The following is a 17236-nucleotide window of genomic DNA, read 5'->3' as shown; positions in this document are numbered from 1 at the left end:
CAATAACAAGAATTATTGTAATTTAACCCCATGGCTAAAACGATATTAGCATTCGAACACATTACTGTCCGGAATCTGAATCAAATCATCTTTGAAGATCTTAGCTTCAGCATAAGCGAATGTGAAAACTGGGCATTGATTGGAGAAAGTGGATCGGGAAAAAGTGCCTTACTGGAAACTATTGCAGGGAGGTTAGGTCTGAGTAAAGGCTTTATAGATACCAGCTATTTTGAATCAGCAAACCAAGGAGTTGCGTCTGAAGGGGAATTAATCAACTGGCATAAGCGCATCTCTTTTGTGTCTTCCAAGCATAACTTTCGCAATCTATCGAACACTACAGAGTTTTATTATCAGCAACGCTACAATTCCATGGATTCGGATAATGCGCCTACTGTTGGCTCTTATCTTTCCGGATTAAAGCCTCATTTGCCTTCCGCATACTGGAATATAAAAAGGGTAGTACAGCGTCTTAACCTCAGCGATTTAATGGATGAGCAGATCATTAAGCTGTCTAATGGGGAAACAAAACGATTGTTACTAGCTGCTGCACTCATTAAAAATCCAATACTTCTATTGCTTGATAATCCATTGACAGGTTTGGATATAAAAAGCAGGGCGGACTTTAACGACCTGATAACAGAAGTTAACGCCTCTGGAATACACATTATCATGGCTACATCTCCTTCGGAAATCCCAGATGCGGTAACTCATATTGCCGTATTTGAACATTGCCGGATCATTAAATCGCTTATGCATAAAGCTTTTTTGGAGGGTTTATATGTAGATTCCTCTACTGCTCCTCTGGATCTTGTGGAATTAAAGGAACTTATAAACCGCACAACCATACCTCCTTTTGATTATATCGTGAAGATGGAAAATATTGTGGTAAGGTATGGGAAAGCTTTAATTTTAAATGATGTAAACTGGACCATTCGTCAGGGTGAATGTTGGGCTCTACTGGGCGCCAATGGGTCTGGTAAATCTACTTTGCTTAGCTTGATCAATGGTGATAATCCGCAAGCCTATGCCAATGACATTACTATATTCGACCGCAAAAGAGGCACAGGTGAAAGTATTTGGGACATTAAAAAGAAGATTGGATTTGTTTCTCCTGAACTATTTCAATATTTTCCATCCTCTAGCTCTTGTATGCATGTAGTGGAATCAGGGTTTTATGACACCTTGGGACTTTATCGTGCTTCAGATCCAAAGCTTGCGGGAACTGCTATGCGTTGGATGAAGGTAATGGGAATTGAAGATATAGCAGGCAAACTATTCCGTAATATCTCGGCCAGCAACCAGCGTTTATGTCTGCTGGCAAGGGCACTGGTTAAGAATCCTGTCCTGCTGATCTTTGATGAACCTTGTCAGGGACTGGATTCTAAGCAAAAAGATCATTTCAAACAACTGGTTAATGCTATTTGCTATAACAGCAACGTTACTTTGATTTATGTAAGTCACTACGCGGAAGAGATTCCTGACGTTGTTGATCAGGTTCTTAGACTAGAGAAGGTGGTTGTTGAAACTGATGCTTAACATAATCATCACATATAGTGCACGTTTGATTAATACCTTTTGTTTTTATTTGTATTAAACGATAAATCCGAATAGGTATTTACGTTCAATTTATACTCTGAATGGAACGAATCAAATCTTGTTTTTATGAGTTACATAAATTTAAATCCAATTGTTTTGTATTACTATCTTAAAGAACGGTATTTTCGTGCAAGGATAAGGTCCTTTTTTATATGAAAATACTGTACGCAATTCAGGGTACTGGTAATGGACACCTCAGTAGGGCCATGGATGTCATACCCTGTTTACAACAACTAGGCGAAGTGGATATCCTCATTAGTGGTATTCAATGTGATCTTGTATTGCCCTTTGATGTGAAGTATAAAATGAAAGGGCTTAGTTTTATCTTTGGCAAGTCTGGAGGTGTAAACTTGTGGAACACTTTGTTCAAAGCGAATCTTCGGAGACTGGTAAAGGGTATCAATAACTTACCTGTGGAAAATTATGATCTCGTGATCAATGATTTTGAACCGGTATCAGCATGGGCCTGTTATATGAAAAATAAGCCCTGTATCTCACTTAGTCATCAGTCTGCAGTACTTTCACCAAATGCTCCAAAAGCAGAGCACCGGGATATGCTGGGTAATCTTATTCTTCATAATTATGCACCTGCAAGCTCCCGTTATGGCTTTCATTTCAAGGCCTATGATGAGAATACGTTCACGCCGGTTATTAGAAGTCAGGTCCGTAACCAGGTTGTTTCTGATCGCGGACATTATACGGTGTATCTTCCTGCTTATGATGATGTTCGTTTAATCAAGCAGCTTTCTGCTTTTAAGGATATCAAGTGGGATGTATTTTCTAAGCATAACAAGAAAACCCTCACTGTTAAAAATATTAAGATCCAGCCAATCGATAATGAGAAGTTTACGCTTAGTATGGCGCAGTCTTCGGGTATTTTAACCGGTGCAGGCTTCGAAACACCTGCTGAAGCACTCTTTATGGGTAAAAAACTATTGGTAATCCCTATGAAAAACCAATATGAGCAACACTTAAATGCTGCAGCTCTTCAGGAAATGGGAGTCCCTGTAATGAAAAGTCTGAAAGATAAGTATGAGCCGGTGATTCGCGATTGGCTTGATAATGGTCAAATTATTCCTGTAAATTATCCTGATATTACACAGAAAGTGGTTAATTTCATTGTAAACAATCAAACTGGTACTTCTCCAACTCAATGGACTATTGATAATCAGTTTGATCAGACCAAATAGAAACAGGTCGTTTATAAGATGAGTAAAGAAGGGGCAATGGGACTTGAATAAAGAATTATTTGGTACTGATTTTAAGTGGGGCGTATCTACAGCTGCATTTCAAATAGAGGGAGGTTGTGATGCCGAGGGCAAAGGACCGTCTATATGGGATATTTTCTCCAATATAAAAGGGAAGATAAAAGATGGGCACCATGCCAATACCGCTTGCGATTTTTATAATATTTATGAGCGCGATCTGGACTTGGTTCAGCATCTTCATATTCCTAATTTCCGGTTTTCTCTTGCATGGTCGCGTATCATGCCTACAGGACTTAAACCTGTGAATCAAAAAGGTTTAGATTATTACGATAGGGTAATTGACGGCTGTCTCGAAAGAGGAATTGAGCCATGGCCAACACTTTATCATTGGGATTTGCCACATGCGCTTGAGCTTAAGGGAGGCTGGACAAACAGGGATGTTGTGAACTGGTTCTCCGATTTCACTGAAGTATGCGCAAAACAGTATGGCGACCGCATTAAACATTGGATGGTGATGAACGAACCCATGGTATTTACCGGGGCAGGTTATTTTCTTGGTTTACATGCTCCCGGAAGGACAGGGTTAAAGAATTTTTTTCCTGCTATTCATCACGCGGTGTTGAGTATGGCAGAAGGGGGAAGGGTTTTACGTGATTTATGTCCGCAGGCTGAAATAGGTACAACTTTTTCATGTTCGCATGTGGAGCCTTATTCGCAACGGGCTTGGGATAAATCAGCTGCTAACCGTGCCGATATATTGTTTAACCGTTTGTTTATTGAGCCCATTCTTGGATTGGGTTATCCTGATAAAGAGCTTTCTTTATTGAAAGGTATTAGGAAGTATATGTTACCCGGTGATGAAGATAAAATGCCTTTTGACTTCGATTTTATTGGTATTCAAACCTATACGAGAGAAGTGATTCGGTTTTCTCTCCTTACCCCATATCTGCACGCCAAGTTGGTAAAGGCAGAAAATAGAAATGTTCCACTCACTTCCATGAAATGGGAAGTATATCCCGAAGGCATTTATCCAATCATCAAAAAGTACAATGCCTATCCGCAAATCAAGAAGATTTATATTACAGAGAATGGTTCTGCATTTCCAGATGCTGTGGTGCAGGGACAGGTTGATGACCAGGAGCGATTAGCTTATCTGCAAACGAGTTTAGAGCAGGTTCTCAAGGCTAAAAATGAAGGGTGTAAGGTTGAAGGTTACTTTGTATGGACGCTGACAGATAATTTCGAATGGGCAGAAGGTTATCATCCACGGTTTGGATTAGTTCATGTTGATTTTAATTCGCAGGAAAGGATCATTAAGTCGTCAGGAAAATGGTATGCTGGTTTCTTAAAGCCATAAATTTAGCTCCTATGTTTCAATATTAAGGCTTAATGAGTTAAATTACATTCAATAAATCATTAAAAAAAGGTTGTTTTAATACCTTGGTAATAACTTTAAGGTAATTAAATCAACATTGAATATTAAATCAGTGTGTTCTGTGATGGTAAGAAACTTTAAATAAAGCACTTAATGAAATTTATTGAGTTTAGGGTATTGCAAAATTCAATTTAGGACATTCTTTGCCAGAAACATAAGTTTATGTAATATCAATTCTAAAGCAATACCTAATCAAATTTTAAGTATTTAAATGATTAAGCTTTCCTTAATCTGATCAGATGAATCCAATGCATAAATTTAATAACCGGATAAATAGGATCTACCTCAAACCAACGGTGTCCAAAGTTGGCACTATTAGGAAAGCGGTGGTGGTTGTTCTGAAATAATTCACCTAACATCAGGAAATCAAATGGTGTGGTGTTTTTCGAATGATCATTGTTATTGAAATTCGAATAACCATATTTATGTCCGCACCAGTTCACTATTGCTCCATGCAGAGGACCCATCAGAAAGTGAATGGGTAATAAAAGAAACATCCACCAATGGGTCGCAAATTCAATATAGAACCAGGTATATAAACCACCAAAAACCAGACGGGATGCAATAGAAGACCCTATTCGGTCAATTATCGGCCATTCAGGATAAGAGGGGTTACCCTTTATAGATTTCTCTTTAGATAACTTCACATGGTCACGGAAAGTTAACACCGTAGCCCACATCATTTGAAACACATCCTTAAAGAAATGAGGGGAATGAGGGTCTTTTTCAGTGTCGCTAAATGCATGGTGATCACGATGCATCGTAGCATATGCTCTTGGGTTCAAATAAGAGGAACCCTGACAGATATACGTCATCAGGAATAGTATCCGTTCGAAGAACTTGCTGGTTGTAAAGACTTTATGCGAGGCATACCGATGAAGGAAAACAGTCTGGAAGAAAAGTGAAGAAAACCAGTGTGCAATAAAAAATAGTAAAATATACATTGGAAATTAAACGTGAAGATTGGGGGAATAGTTTGAGTTAATGCGAAAATAGTAAAAATATAACTTTCTAATGATGAAATTAGAAAGCGAATCTCTTTAGAAGTCTGCCTAGTAAGGATTCTATTTTTGTAAAACAGAGATATCTTTTCTTAATTCTTTATCCAGAATAAAAGTAGCAAGCGGAATTAAAGAGGCAATGAAATATTTTAGAATTCGTAGTAAAGACCAGTTGCAAAGCCAGGTGGCTCTTAATACTGCTGCAATATAGAGGATAAACAGGATTCCGTGTACCCAGCCATTGTACTTAACTACCACAGGGAGATCATAGTAATATTTTAATGGCATGGCAATGAGTAGAAGAAAGAGATAAGAGATTCCCTCTGTTATTCCGATTACGCGAAGTTGTTGGAGTGCATTTTTGCGGGGATTTGTCATTTTATTGATACCAGGGATGATTTAAGATATTTGGGCAAAAATGAACAATTGTTTTCAGAAGCAAAGCTATATTTTTGCCCGCAACATGGATATTACATTAAAACAACGATTCGATAGTATCATATTTGATCTGGACGGTACTTTATGGGATTCAACAGCGGGTGTTGCTTTTGCCTGGCAATCAGCAAAGGAAGAGGTGGATTACGTTAAATATGATATAACAGCAGAACAGGTTGCCGGCATTGCTGGTATGGCTTATGATGCTATTTATGACAGTTTATTTCCTGAGTTGAATACAGAACAGCGAGAGGCCTTTAAGCTCATCTGTGCCAAAAAAGAGCTGGATACGTTAGCAATTAGGGGAGGCGTTCTTTATCCTAACTTACTAACGACTATAGGGGCATTAGCGAGTGAATATAAATTGTTTATAGTAAGTAATTGTCAATCAGGGTATATTGAAGTGTTCCTGGATTTTTATGATCTGCGCGAATATTTTACTGGATTCCAGAGTTATGGAACAAAGGGCCAACCTAAGGCAGAAAATATCAAAGACATTGTATCCGAATATGAATTAAAATCCCCTGTTTACGTGGGCGATACGCAAGGTGATTATGAGTCGAGTAGGAAAGCTGGTGTTCCATTTATATTTGCGGCTTACGGATTTGGATATGTACCTAAGGGTTCAATTGCAAAAATAGATAGTTTACTTGACCTTGTTGAAATTTTATAACAGATGGTAGAAAACATTGCGAATGACCGGAAATTAAAACAGTTAACAGAGCTGAGCAGAGGTAATTATAAGGCTTTTTTGTACGATTGCGATGGTACATTGGCTGATAATATGCTGGCTCATAAGGAATCCTACGTACAAGTAGCACTGGGTAGTGGTGTAGAGATTGATCCCCTTATTATTGATGAATTTGCCGGACTTCCTGTACAGGCAGTTGTAGAGCGCATTAATCAGCGTTATGGAAGTTCTTTAGATCCTTTGGCTTTTGAAAAAGAAAAGTACGCTATTTTTTATAACGACTATATTGAGCATACTAAACCAGTACAGTATGTAGTGGATCATCTGTTGGCTCACGAAGGGTTGGTTAAAATTGCTGTTGTATCCGGAGGATCCAGAGAGGCTGTTATAAAGACGCTCAACGTGTTGGGCATAAGTGCTAATGTAGAGGTTCTAGTTTGTGCCGGAGAAACTGAGCATGGTAAACCTTATCCTGATCCATTTTTGAAAGCAGCAGAACTGCTGGGTGTAGAGCCTGAATTTTGTCTTGTTTTTGAAGATGGTAGCCCAGGTGTTGTTTCTGCTGAGGCTGCCGATATGGATTGGATTCGAATAGATAAATTGCTATAAATGCAAAAGAGCCGAAAGTAAAACTTTCAGCTCTTTTTGCTTGTAAAACTATTAAAATACTATAAATATGATTGTAAGATTTTGCTTCTTGAAGCATGTTTCAATCGTTGAAGCGATTTGTCCTTTAACTGACGTACGCGCTCTCTTGTTAGATTGAACTTCTCTCCAATTTCTTCAAGTGATAATGGATTGTTACTTCCTATTCCAAAGAATAAGATCAATACTTCACGATCACGTTCTGAAAGAGTAGCAAGAGAACGACTTATTTCCATGGCAAGAGAGTCGTTTATCAGGTGACTGTCAGTTCCCGGATCATCACTCTGCATCACGTCAAGCAATGTATTTTCTTCACCTTGAACAAATGGAGCATCCATAGAAACCTGACGACCTGCATTGCTTAAAGAGTCAGAAATCTTTTCAACCGTAGTTTCCAGAATATCTGCAAGCTCTTCAGGAGAAGGCTGACGTTCAAATTCTTGTTCAAGCTTAGAATAAGCTTTATTTATTTTACTTAATGAGCCAATCTGGTTTAAAGGAAGACGTACTATTCTTGATTGTTCAGCTACGGCTGACAAGATAGACTGTCTGATCCACCATACGGCATAAGAAATGAATTTAAATCCTTTTGTTTCATCAAAGCGTTTAGCGGCTTTAATTAGTCCAAGGTTTCCTTCATTAATCAAGTCACCAAGCGTTAATCCTTGGTTTTGGTACTGTTTCGCAACAGAAACAACGAAACGTAAATTTGTTTTAGTTAAGCGCTCTAAAGCGGCCTGGTCACCCTCACGAATCTTTTGAGCCAGTATAACTTCTTCTTGAGCAGTGATTAAATCTACTTTACCTATTTCGTGCAGGTATTTGTCCAGGGATTGGGACTCACGATTAGTAATAGATTGGGATATTTTAAGTTGTCTCATTTTTAAATCAAATGTGTTAATACAAGATGATCATTGTTTCTAACGTACTTTATCATAAACTATTTTGCTTATAACAATTATTGTTATAATATTACAACGCAAAAACAGCAACAAGGTTGCAGGTTTTTGAAGTAATTAGTTTTTTAAGTTAGATGGAATGCAGATGCTGTTATAAACATTAGCGCAAAGATAGCAAATATATTCCCTAATTTATGTAAACTGAGTGTGATATTTTGTTGAAAATGAGTGTAATTAATGTTTTCTTAGCTCTATAACCGTTATCTCGGGCCAAATACCTACTCTACCTGAAAATCCAAGAAAGCCAAAGCCCCTGTTTATATTCAAATAGCGGTCGTTAAAGCTGGCTATTCCGGCCCAATGTGGGTAACGATACTTTACAGGGCTCCATTTTATTCCTAAAGCTTCCAAGCCAAACTGCATTCCATGTGTATGTCCCGCTAATGTCAAATGTACTTTTATAGGGTAATTCTTAACTATTGTTTCCCAATGTGTAGGATCATGTGATAATAAAACTTTAAATTGTTCTTCTTTCACATTTTGAAATGCTTTTTTGATGTCCCCTCGTTCTCCAAATCCTATTCCCCAGTTTTCCACTCCTGCAAGTATCAATGTGTCGCCGTCTTTATGAATCTCTACATGCTCATCCAATAGAAGTTTGAAACCCAGTTGTACATGATATTCTTTTAGCTTTTGTAGGTTCTTTGATTTGGATAGCGGATCAGGCCATCGGATATAATCGCCATAATCGTGGTTTCCAAGAATTGAAAACTGGCCATAAGGCGCTTTAATACTTGAAAACTGCTTGATCCAGGGGGCAATTTCTTCTGCTTTATTATTGACTAGATCGCCGGTAAAGACAAAAAGATCTGACTTTTGTTGCTTGATCAGGTCTATCCCTTTTTGAACTGCTTTTTTATTGCCAAAACTTCCAGCGTGTATATCTGAAATCTGTGTAATCGTAAAACCGTCAAAGGCTGCTGGTAAGTCATCAAAATACAATGTGTGTTTGATAACCCGGTATGCATATTTGCCATATATAATTCCATAAACAATAAATACGCAACATAGTGCTGATAATAAAATAGCCAACTCAATTACATAGATACTTCGTGTGGGATAAATAAATTGATCATGCGAGAAAACGAAGGTAAATAACCCTTTAAAAGCTCTGTATATATCGCCCAGCAACAGTACAGAGGCAAATACCAGCTCTGTAATCACTAAAATGAGGAAGGAGTGGCTAACGGTCTTCGAAAATGCAGTCATTCCAGTAATGCGCATGCGCATGATAGCATAAGCCAATGCTACAATCAGGACGCCTAGTAAAATGCAGAAGGATGGAATGATAACAGGATTAGACAATACGAGGTAAAAACCAGATATAATATACCAGTTCAATAAAACAACCACTAATAAAACGATTGAAAGGAGGATAGGCAAACGAGCTTTGTTCATGAATTATAATTGTTTACCAGTCCATTCTATCACGTAAACCCCTTATCTGTTCCATATGGTGCCTGCTATGCCATGCATATTTAGCAGTCATTTCCCATAGAGTCATAGTTTCTTTTGATTGAGGATGATAATAACTCCGTTCCCATTCACTGGGTTCTAAAGATAGTAAGGTTTGAACCCAGCGTATGTGAAGTGCATGTAAAAGGGTAATAGAAACATTTACTGGTACTAGCTTAACATCAGGTAACTCTGCCCAAAGCTTTTCGTCGTAAGGCTTTATTACTGGATTATCTTCTGTTAGTGCGAGTTTAAGTCGGATGTAAGCGTTCATGTGACTATCCGCTAAATGATGAATAACCTGGATAATGGTCCAGCCCCCTGGTCGGTAGCTGGTATTCAATTGGTGTTCGTCTAAATTTTGAATAACAACATCAAGCCAGCCTGGAAGTGCCTGTATAGCTGATATCGAGTTACTTATTAGTTCTTCGCTAAACTTTTCTGATTTTTCCTCCCGGCCGATAGGATAGGTCCATTGTTCTAAACTCATACTGTTTAAGCTAATTATCGTTAAACAGCTAAAATAGGTATTATACAGCCGAAATTTATACCAATAGTAAAATCGTTTAAAATCAATTTTACTATCAGAAAAGGGCTAATCAGCTTTCTAAAACAGGCATTTGAGTTATCTTTCTAAGTATCTTGTTGTAAATCTGGCTATTCGTGCGGAGATATGAAATGATATCTCTCTTTTTGCAATGTTTAATTATTTCCGGATAATCTTTGCATGCCCTGGTCACGCGGTTTTCTACCGACTCTTTAAAGAGGAATGTGTTTCTCGTTTTTTTTCTTTCTACGTAATACTCTCTGCATTTAAAAAAAGCAATTTCAATTTCCTTATGTCTTTCAATTAAATTTTGAAGACAAAAATAGTCGATCGTATACACCACACATTCGGATTCTGCGCTGAAGTTAACGAGTGATGACTTTCGCTTTTCGAAACTATCCAGATCAGTAAAAAACTCACCGGTACCCTTAAAAGAGAGTGTTTTTTGAGTACCTGAAAGCGAATATTGATATTCTCTTATTATTCCTTTGGATATAAAATATAAAAGTCTGTTTGTAAATCCTTCCCGTAAAATTATTTTATCTTTTATATAAAAGTGTTCCCTGAAACAATTTATGATTTCTTTTTTTTGTATATCAGTTAATAATACAAAATGTTCAAGTGCCTTGAGAATTGCGTTATTATGCATAATGGATACGAACAGTGATAAGGAAAGATTAAACAGTTGGTTGTGCTAATATTCTTTTTCTAAAATTAACGATCAGTCTTTTAAATAAAAATGACTTTGGTCATTATTATTCATAATTTAAGATGGTATATAGGTAGTTACGGGTAATAAATTGCCATTTTGCCAGTTATAGAATTAAAATCAGTATTGAAATTGCGAAATTTGAATTATTTGTTTTATTACTTATACTTGTAATACTATTTATGAAAAAGGCTATTCAGCACGCTAATTAAGGTGTGTAGTTTGATTGGAAAGTAAAAATAAAAGAATAAACAGGAGATGATTATGCATTTTACCTAGTGCATAATTGAAAGGGATTAAATATTTACCTAAGTTTCAGTTTGTACAATCCCGAGCAGAGAAGGGACGAGTCAGGTGGATCATATTGCGTGATTTTTATATGTGAGCTATTTAAAAAGATGAACTGAATTATGGGTTTATAACATAAACTTTATCTGATACACATGAAGATTTTTGGTACTACGATACAATATAGTTTTGACCAATTTTAAACCGTATGCCTGTTTTAAAAAGGTGTACTAAAATGTTACCAGTTATTGATTTTACAGCATATTATTAACCAAATATAAGTATGTCAGATAATTTGTATGATGCAATAGTTGTGGGCTCAGGTATCTCAGGAGGATGGGCAGCAAAGGAGCTAAGTCAAAAAGGATTCAAAACGCTGTTACTCGAGCGTGGCCGGAATGTAGAACATATTAAAGACTACGTTAATGCCAATAAAAACCCCTGGGATTACGAACACCGTGGTGGTAAGACCCAGGAAATGATCCATGACTATCCTGTACTTAATCGGGATTATACCCTAAACGAAACTAATCTGAGTTATTGGGTCAATGAAAAAGAAAGTCCTTATGTTGAAACAAAGCGATTTGATTGGTACAGAGGTTATCAGGTGGGCGGTAGATCGCTTACCTGGGGAAGGCAAAGTTACCGGTTTAGTGATTTTGATTTTGAAGCCAATAAAAAAGAAGGTATCGCTGTAGATTGGCCAATACGTTATAAGGACATTGCACCCTGGTATAGTTATGCCGAAAAGTTTGCAGGTGTAAACGGATCAAAGGATGGATTAGCGCAGCTACCTGATGGCGATTATCTGCCTGCTATGGAGATGAATTGTGTGGAGAAGGATGTTGCGGCACGCATAAAAAAGCATTATAATAATTCCCGGACCATGATTATGGGCAGAAGTGCAAATCTTACTGCCCCTCATAACGACCGTACAAACTGTCAGTATAGAAACAAATGCTGGTTAGGCTGTCAGTTTGGTGCCTACTTCAGTTCGCAGTCCTCCACACTTCCAGCAGCTATGGCTACCGGTAATTTAACGCTTAGGCCCTGGTCCATTGTAACCCGTGTTTTGTATGATAAGAATACTAAAAAGGCAAAAGGAGTAGAGGTTCTGGATGCGGAGACAAATAAAACAGTAGAATACCATGCAAAAGTAGTCTTTCTCTGTGCTTCATCTATGAACTCAGCATGGATCTTAATGAATTCGGCAACTGATGTCTGGGATGGAGGATTAGGAAGCAGCAGTGGTGAACTTGGTCATAATGTGATGGATCACCATTTTAGATGTGGAGCTTCTGGCACAGTAGAGGGCTATGAGGATAAATATTATTACGGCAGAAGGCCAAATGGAATCTATGTGCCAAGGTTTAGAAACCTCTTTGGCGATAAACGGGATTATCTGCGTGGATTTGGCTACCAGGGAAGTGCATCAAGGGATAATTGGGGCAGAGAAATTGCCGAATTTAATATAGGAGCAGAGTTTAAAGATGCTTTATCTGAGCCTGGAAGTTGGCGGATTGGAATAGGTGCCTTTGGGGAAACTCTGCCTTATCATGACAATAAAATTTCACTGGATAAAAAGGTAAAGGATAAATGGGGGCTCCCTGTTTTGGCCTTTGACTGTGAGATAAGGGAAAATGAACATGCCATGCGCAAAGATATGATGATCGATGCGCAGGAGATGCTGCAAGCTGCAGGTGTTAAAGATGCGAAAACATACGACTCTGGTTATGCGATGGGACAGGGGATCCATGAAATGGGTACCGCCCGCATGGGAAGGGATCCAAAAACGTCTGTTTTGAATGAGTGGAACCAGGTTTGGGATGCAAAAAATGTATTCGTAACAGATGGCTCTTGTATGACTTCTGCAAGTTGCGTAAACCCCTCCTTAACCTATATGGCATTAACAGCGAGGGCTGTTGATTATGCCGCTAAAGAGTTGAAAAGGGGAAATACTATTGCTTAAGCTTATTAAATAAAAATCATATGTCAGATCATACTCTACCTTCTAAACCTGTAAGTAGTGAATCGAGAAGGACTTTTATTAAAAATGCAGCTGTAACTGCTGCTGCATTCATGATCGTTCCCCGGCATGTGCTTGGGGGAAAAGGCTTTTTGGCACCCAGCGATCGTTTAATCGTGGCATCCGTAGGCGTCGGAGGTAAAGGTGCTAGTGATATAACCAGTATATTCCAAAGTGGAAAGGCTGATATCGGGTACTTATGTGACGTGGACGATCGTCGTGCGGCCACAACAGTAAAGAATTTTCCTAAAGCCAAATATTATAAGGACTGGCGTAAAATGCTGGATAAAGAGGCCAAGCATATCGATGGGGTAACCGTTTCTACGCCTGATCATAATCATGCAGTGATAGCTTTGGCCGCTATGCAGTTAGACAAACATGTGTATGTTCAAAAACCGCTTACTCATGATATTTTCGAAGCACGTGCTTTAACTGATGCAGCAAAAAAATATAAAGTAGTTACTCAAATGGGTAACCAAGGTGCTTCAGGAGATGGTGTGCGCCAATTAATGGAATGGTATAATGCCGGCGTGATTGGAGATGTGCATACAGTTTACAGCTGGACAGACCGCCCGGTGTGGCCTCAAGGGATTCCATGGCCTCAAACCAATGTACCGGTTCCAAAGGAACTGGACTGGGATCTGTGGCTTGGTACTGCGCCTTCTAAAAATTACATCGATAAGCTGGTGCCCTTTAATTGGCGTGGCTGGTGGGATTACGGTACAGGTGCTTTGGGGGATATGGGCTGTCATTTAATTGAGCCCGCATTTCGTGTTCTTGGCCTGTCCTACGTCAAGGATGTGCAATGCAGTGTTGGAAGTGTTTATGTGGATGAGTTTAAAAGGGGGTACTTCCCTGAAAGTTGTCCTCCTTCGAGTCATGTTACCATGACTTTTCCTGCTACCCCTAAAACAACGGGTGAGGTAACTTTACACTGGATGGATGGAGGAATTCAGCCGGAACGTCCTGCTGAACTTGCCCCTACTGAGCTTTTTGGAGACGGTGGAAATGGAACTTTATTCATTGGAACAAAAGGTAAAATGATGTGCAGTACCTATGGTGCAGATCCAAGATTGCTACCATTGTCGCGGGCTGCTACTGTTCAAATTGCCCCAACTATAACCAGAGTGCCCGGTGGTGCTGACGGTCATTATGCCCAATGGGTTGAAGCTTGTATTGCCGGTTGGGGGAAAAAAGAAGTCAGTTCTCCTTTTTCTATTGCTGGTCCGGTTACCGAAGCATTGCTGATGGCAAATCTTGCCATACGTGGTTTTGATGTACAAAAACCTAAAACAGATGGTAAGGGTATGGATTATCCGGGACGGTATATCAAGTTATTATGGGATAATCAGCAGATGAAAGTAACCAATTTTGATGATGTAAATCAATTCGTAAAAAGGCAGTATCGTGAAGGCTGGTCATTGGATATTTAATTGAATTCTAAATCTTATGGATAGAAGAGAAGCAATAAGAAAAGTCGCCTTAATCATGGGCGGAACTGTACTGGGTGCAGAGCTTTTTATGCAAATAGGTTGCAACCCCTCGCCCGATAAAGTAAATGATCTGTTTGATCAGGATCAGCTATTATTACTGGATGAAATTGCAGAAACAATACTTCCTCAAACATCTACACCAGGAGCTAAGGCTGCTAAAGTGGGGGCCTTTATGACGGTAATGGTGCAGGATTGTTATATTCCTGAAGATCAGAAAGTATTTACGAAAGGATTATCTGATCTGGATAAGTCATTCTATAAAAAGTATGGGTCATCATTCCTTAAAGGAGATTCCACAAGCCGTACTGAGTTTTTAAAGACGCTGGATGAGGAACAGAAAAAATACGCCAAAGAAAAGAAGCCTGAAGACCCAAATCATTATTTTAGTATGATGAAACAGCTCACTCTTTTAGGCTATTTTACTTCTGAAGTTGGTGCAACTAAAGCCCTGCGCTATCTGCCTATTCCTGGAAGGTATGATGGCTGTATGGATTATAAAAAAGGAGATCGGGCATGGGCACTTTAAAGATCCGGTTAGGGATGATAGGCGGGGGACAGGGTGCCTTTATTGGAGCAGTTCATCGCATTGCCGCCCGGATGGATGACGAATATACCTTAGTTTGTGGCGCATTTAGCAGTGATCCTGATAAGTCAAGAGCTACTGGTAACTTACTTGGTCTGGCTGCTGACCGCATCTATGATACTTATCAGCAGATGATTCATACTGAAGTTCGGCTTCCTGAAAATGAACGGGTTCAGGTAATCAGTATCGTTACGCCCAATCACCTTCATTTTGAACCTGCGAAACTTGCTTTAGAATCAGGCTTTCATGTTATCTTGGATAAACCGGCCACTTTTACTTTCGAAGAGGCACGCTTATTAAAAGAAATCATAGAGCGTACAGGTAAATTGTTTTGCCTTACACATACGTATACTGGTTATCCCATGCTCAAAGAAGCGAGGCAGATAGTCGCTTCTGGCAGACTTGGTGAGATTAGAAAAGTGTATGTCGAATACCCACAAGGCTGGTTGAGCCGGTTTGAGGAAGGGAGGGATAATAAACAGGCGCTATGGAGAACAGACCCGGCTAAGAGTGGCGTTGCTGGTGCTATGGGTGATATTGGGTCGCATGCTTTTAATCTGGCTGAATATGTGAGCCATTTGCAGGTAGTTAGTATCTGTGCTGATATTAACAAGGTAGTGAGCGGTCGGCAGCTTGATGATGATGGAGCTGTATTAATGAAGTTTTCAAATGGGGCAAGCGGCGTGCTTATTGCCACACAAGTTGCTGCTGGCGAAGAAAACAATATCAGGATCAGGCTTTATGGAAAGCAGGGTGGTTTAGACTGGCAGCAAAATGATGCCAATACACTTCTGCTGAAATGGCTTGATAAACCTACAGAAATATTGCGTACAGGTGCTTCCTATTTAAGTTCTTATGCGCTGCATAATTCAAGAACGCCTGCTGGACATCCTGAAGGATATCTGGAGGCATTTGCAAATTTGTACAGGAACTTTGCACTGACTATCCGTGCGCAACTTATGCAAGAAAAACCTCAGAAGGAATGGCTTGACTATCCGGGAATAGAGGAAGGAATAAGAGGAATGGCCTTTATTGAGCATGTTATTGCCTCTGGTCAGTCGGAAACTAAATGGTTAGAATTTAACGTATAAATAATGAAAACAATAAATGGTCCGGCTGTTTTTTTAGCTCAGTTTATTGGAGCTGAAGCTCCTTTTAATAGTTTGAAATCCATATGTGCCTGGGCGAAAGAAATGGGGTTTGAAGGTGTGCAGATCCCTACGACAGACAACCGTTTTATAGATCTGCAAAAGGCTGCTGAAAGTAAGACCTATGCAGATGAAATTAAAGGAACTGTTGAAGAGGCAGGACTTCAAATTACTGAATTATCAACGCATCTGCAAGGGCAATTGGTAGCTGTAAACCCGGCTTACGATCTTTTATTCGATGGCTTTGCTCCCGAAAAGTATCGCCAGAATCCTGCAGCAAGAAAGGAATGGGCTGTTCAGCAATTAAAATATGCTGCACAGGCTTCATATAACCTTGGATTAAAGGCTCATGCTACTTTTAGTGGCGCATTACTGTGGCCATTAGTATATCCATGGCCACAGCGTCCGGCTGGAATAGTAGAAGAGGGATTTACTGAACTTGCTAAACGCTGGAGCCCTATTCTGGATGTATTTGATAGTTATGGAGTTGATTTATGTTATGAAATACATCCCGGTGAGGATCTTCACGATGGTATAACTTATGAAATGTTCCTTGAAAAAGTAAATAACCATCCAAGGGCATGTCTTTTATACGATCCTTCGCATTTTGTTTTACAGTGTCTGGATTACCTGGCTTATATCGATCATTATCATGAACGGATCAAAATGTTTCATGTGAAAGACGCGGAGTTTAACCCTACCGGTAAACAGGGTGTATATGGTGGATACCAATCCTGGGTAGACAGGGCCGGAAGGTTCCGCTCTTTAGGTGATGGACAGGTGAATTTCAAGTCTGTCTTTAGTAAGCTAACGGCCTATGGTTTTGAAGGTTGGGCTGTTATGGAATGGGAATGCGCTTTAAAGAATGCTGATGATGGAGCACGAGAAGGGGCACAATTTATTAAAGATCATATAATTCGCGTTACGGATAAGGCTTTTGATGACTTTGCCAGCAGTGGAACAAATGAAGAACTAAATAAAAAATTTATAGGTCTGGATTAAACCAAATTGAAATCT

At 39.2% G+C, this 17236-nt stretch carries 16 protein-coding genes; 10 read left to right on the top strand and 6 right to left on the bottom strand.

Features of this window, described 5'->3' with window-relative positions; genetic code table 11:
• The first annotated feature begins 30 nt into the window (after nucleotides 1–30).
• From ADIARSV_RS05220 to ADIARSV_RS05210, 3 genes are all read left to right on the top strand, one after another.
• A complete protein-coding gene (locus ADIARSV_RS05220; protein WP_016194369.1) occupies nucleotides 31–1536 on the top strand; it encodes an ATP-binding cassette domain-containing protein in 1506 nt (501 codons plus the stop codon).
• 212 nt (nucleotides 1537–1748) lie between these two features.
• Entirely contained in the window at nucleotides 1749–2786 is a 1038-nt protein-coding gene (locus ADIARSV_RS05215; protein WP_052016955.1) for a glycosyltransferase family protein, read from the top strand.
• A 43-nt stretch (nucleotides 2787–2829) separates the two neighbouring features.
• A complete protein-coding gene (locus ADIARSV_RS05210; RefSeq protein WP_016194367.1) occupies nucleotides 2830–4161 on the top strand; it encodes a GH1 family beta-glucosidase in 1332 nt (443 codons plus the stop codon).
• A 293-nt stretch (nucleotides 4162–4454) separates the two neighbouring features.
• Here the strand turns inward: ADIARSV_RS05210 and ADIARSV_RS05205 are convergent, their stop codons facing one another.
• Together ADIARSV_RS05205 and ADIARSV_RS05200 are read right to left on the bottom strand one after the other, a co-directional pair.
• The gene (locus ADIARSV_RS05205; protein ID WP_016194366.1) at nucleotides 4455–5183 is read right to left on the bottom strand and encodes an acyl-CoA desaturase; all 729 of its coding nucleotides are present in this window, start codon (nucleotides 5181–5183) and stop codon (nucleotides 4455–4457) included.
• A gap of 120 nt (nucleotides 5184–5303) precedes the next feature.
• Nucleotides 5304–5618: a DUF3817 domain-containing protein gene (locus tag ADIARSV_RS05200; protein WP_040299117.1), complete on the bottom strand. Its 315-nt coding sequence runs from the start codon at nucleotides 5616–5618 to the stop codon at nucleotides 5304–5306.
• 40 nt (nucleotides 5619–5658) lie between these two features.
• Here ADIARSV_RS05200 and ADIARSV_RS05195 point away from each other — a divergent pair, with 40 nt between their 5' ends.
• Nucleotides 5659–6348, top strand: coding sequence for an HAD family hydrolase (locus tag ADIARSV_RS05195; protein WP_200864715.1), 690 nt, complete (start codon nucleotides 5659–5661; stop codon nucleotides 6346–6348).
• A gap of 3 nt (nucleotides 6349–6351) precedes the next feature.
• Nucleotides 6352–6975, top strand: a complete 624-nt coding sequence (locus ADIARSV_RS05190) for an HAD family hydrolase (protein ID WP_016194363.1) — start codon at nucleotides 6352–6354, stop codon at nucleotides 6973–6975.
• A gap of 59 nt (nucleotides 6976–7034) precedes the next feature.
• On the opposite strand, the gene ADIARSV_RS05185 is transcribed toward ADIARSV_RS05190, so the two are convergent.
• From ADIARSV_RS05185 to ADIARSV_RS05170, 4 genes are all read right to left on the bottom strand, one after another.
• Nucleotides 7035–7892 (bottom strand): sigma-70 family RNA polymerase sigma factor, encoded by an 858-nt coding sequence (locus ADIARSV_RS05185; RefSeq protein WP_016194362.1) that lies wholly within the window; start codon nucleotides 7890–7892, stop codon nucleotides 7035–7037.
• A 252-nt stretch (nucleotides 7893–8144) separates the two neighbouring features.
• Complete coding sequence (locus ADIARSV_RS05180; protein WP_016194361.1) at nucleotides 8145–9368, bottom strand: metallophosphoesterase; 1224 nt, start codon at nucleotides 9366–9368, stop codon at nucleotides 8145–8147.
• Between the two features lie 13 nt (nucleotides 9369–9381).
• Nucleotides 9382–9915, bottom strand: a complete 534-nt coding sequence (locus ADIARSV_RS05175) for a YfiT family bacillithiol transferase (protein ID WP_016194360.1) — start codon at nucleotides 9913–9915, stop codon at nucleotides 9382–9384.
• A gap of 109 nt (nucleotides 9916–10024) precedes the next feature.
• Nucleotides 10025–10621, bottom strand: a complete 597-nt coding sequence (locus ADIARSV_RS05170; RefSeq protein ID WP_016194359.1) for a Crp/Fnr family transcriptional regulator — start codon at nucleotides 10619–10621, stop codon at nucleotides 10025–10027.
• Nucleotides 10622–11252: 631 nt separating this feature from the next.
• On the opposite strand from ADIARSV_RS05170, the gene ADIARSV_RS05165 reads away from it, so the two are divergent.
• Genes ADIARSV_RS05165 through ADIARSV_RS05145 form a run of 5 tightly spaced genes read left to right on the top strand, consistent with a single transcriptional unit; the run spans nucleotide 11253 to nucleotide 17221 of the window.
• Complete coding sequence (locus ADIARSV_RS05165) at nucleotides 11253–12938, top strand: GMC oxidoreductase (protein WP_016194358.1); 1686 nt, start codon at nucleotides 11253–11255, stop codon at nucleotides 12936–12938.
• Nucleotides 12939–12958: 20 nt separating this feature from the next.
• Entirely contained in the window at nucleotides 12959–14428 is a 1470-nt protein-coding gene (locus ADIARSV_RS05160; RefSeq protein ID WP_016194357.1) for a Gfo/Idh/MocA family protein, read from the top strand.
• A gap of 16 nt (nucleotides 14429–14444) precedes the next feature.
• The gene (locus ADIARSV_RS05155; RefSeq protein ID WP_016194356.1) at nucleotides 14445–15014 is read left to right on the top strand and encodes a gluconate 2-dehydrogenase subunit 3 family protein; all 570 of its coding nucleotides are present in this window, start codon (nucleotides 14445–14447) and stop codon (nucleotides 15012–15014) included.
• Nucleotides 15002–16162 (top strand): Gfo/Idh/MocA family protein, encoded by a 1161-nt coding sequence (locus ADIARSV_RS05150; protein WP_040299116.1) that lies wholly within the window; start codon nucleotides 15002–15004, stop codon nucleotides 16160–16162. Before ADIARSV_RS05155 ends, ADIARSV_RS05150 begins: the two co-directional genes overlap by 13 nt.
• A 3-nt stretch (nucleotides 16163–16165) precedes the next feature.
• Nucleotides 16166–17221 (top strand): sugar phosphate isomerase/epimerase family protein, encoded by a 1056-nt coding sequence (locus tag ADIARSV_RS05145; protein ID WP_016194354.1) that lies wholly within the window; start codon nucleotides 16166–16168, stop codon nucleotides 17219–17221.
• Nucleotides 17222–17236 lie beyond the last annotated feature (15 nt).

Origin of the sequence: Arcticibacter svalbardensis MN12-7, assembly GCF_000403135.1 — a bacterium.
In the GTDB taxonomy this organism is placed as follows: domain Bacteria; phylum Bacteroidota; class Bacteroidia; order Sphingobacteriales; family Sphingobacteriaceae; genus Arcticibacter; species Arcticibacter svalbardensis.
This window is presented reverse-complemented; position numbering and strand designations above follow the sequence as displayed.

Coding starts and splice junctions, on each gene's coding strand:
- ADIARSV_RS05220 (WP_016194369.1), top strand. CDS start 31: ATGGCTAAAACGATATTAGCATTCGAACACATTACTGTCCGGAATCTG.
- ADIARSV_RS05215 (WP_052016955.1), top strand. CDS start 1,749: ATGAAAATACTGTACGCAATTCAGGGTACTGGTAATGGACACCTCAGT.
- ADIARSV_RS05205 (WP_016194366.1), bottom strand. CDS start 5,183: ATGTATATTTTACTATTTTTTATTGCACACTGGTTTTCTTCACTTTTC.
- ADIARSV_RS05200 (WP_040299117.1), bottom strand. CDS start 5,618: ATGACAAATCCCCGCAAAAATGCACTCCAACAACTTCGCGTAATCGGA.
- ADIARSV_RS05195 (WP_200864715.1), top strand. CDS start 5,659: ATGAACAATTGTTTTCAGAAGCAAAGCTATATTTTTGCCCGCAACATG.
- ADIARSV_RS05190 (WP_016194363.1), top strand. CDS start 6,352: ATGGTAGAAAACATTGCGAATGACCGGAAATTAAAACAGTTAACAGAG.
- ADIARSV_RS05185 (WP_016194362.1), bottom strand. CDS start 7,892: ATGAGACAACTTAAAATATCCCAATCTATTACTAATCGTGAGTCCCAA.
- ADIARSV_RS05180 (WP_016194361.1), bottom strand. CDS start 9,368: ATGAACAAAGCTCGTTTGCCTATCCTCCTTTCAATCGTTTTATTAGTG.
- ADIARSV_RS05175 (WP_016194360.1), bottom strand. CDS start 9,915: ATGAGTTTAGAACAATGGACCTATCCTATCGGCCGGGAGGAAAAATCA.
- ADIARSV_RS05170 (WP_016194359.1), bottom strand. CDS start 10,621: ATGCATAATAACGCAATTCTCAAGGCACTTGAACATTTTGTATTATTA.
- ADIARSV_RS05165 (WP_016194358.1), top strand. CDS start 11,253: ATGTCAGATAATTTGTATGATGCAATAGTTGTGGGCTCAGGTATCTCA.
- ADIARSV_RS05160 (WP_016194357.1), top strand. CDS start 12,959: ATGTCAGATCATACTCTACCTTCTAAACCTGTAAGTAGTGAATCGAGA.
- ADIARSV_RS05155 (WP_016194356.1), top strand. CDS start 14,445: ATGGATAGAAGAGAAGCAATAAGAAAAGTCGCCTTAATCATGGGCGGA.
- ADIARSV_RS05150 (WP_040299116.1), top strand. CDS start 15,002: ATGGGCACTTTAAAGATCCGGTTAGGGATGATAGGCGGGGGACAGGGT.
- ADIARSV_RS05145 (WP_016194354.1), top strand. CDS start 16,166: ATGAAAACAATAAATGGTCCGGCTGTTTTTTTAGCTCAGTTTATTGGA.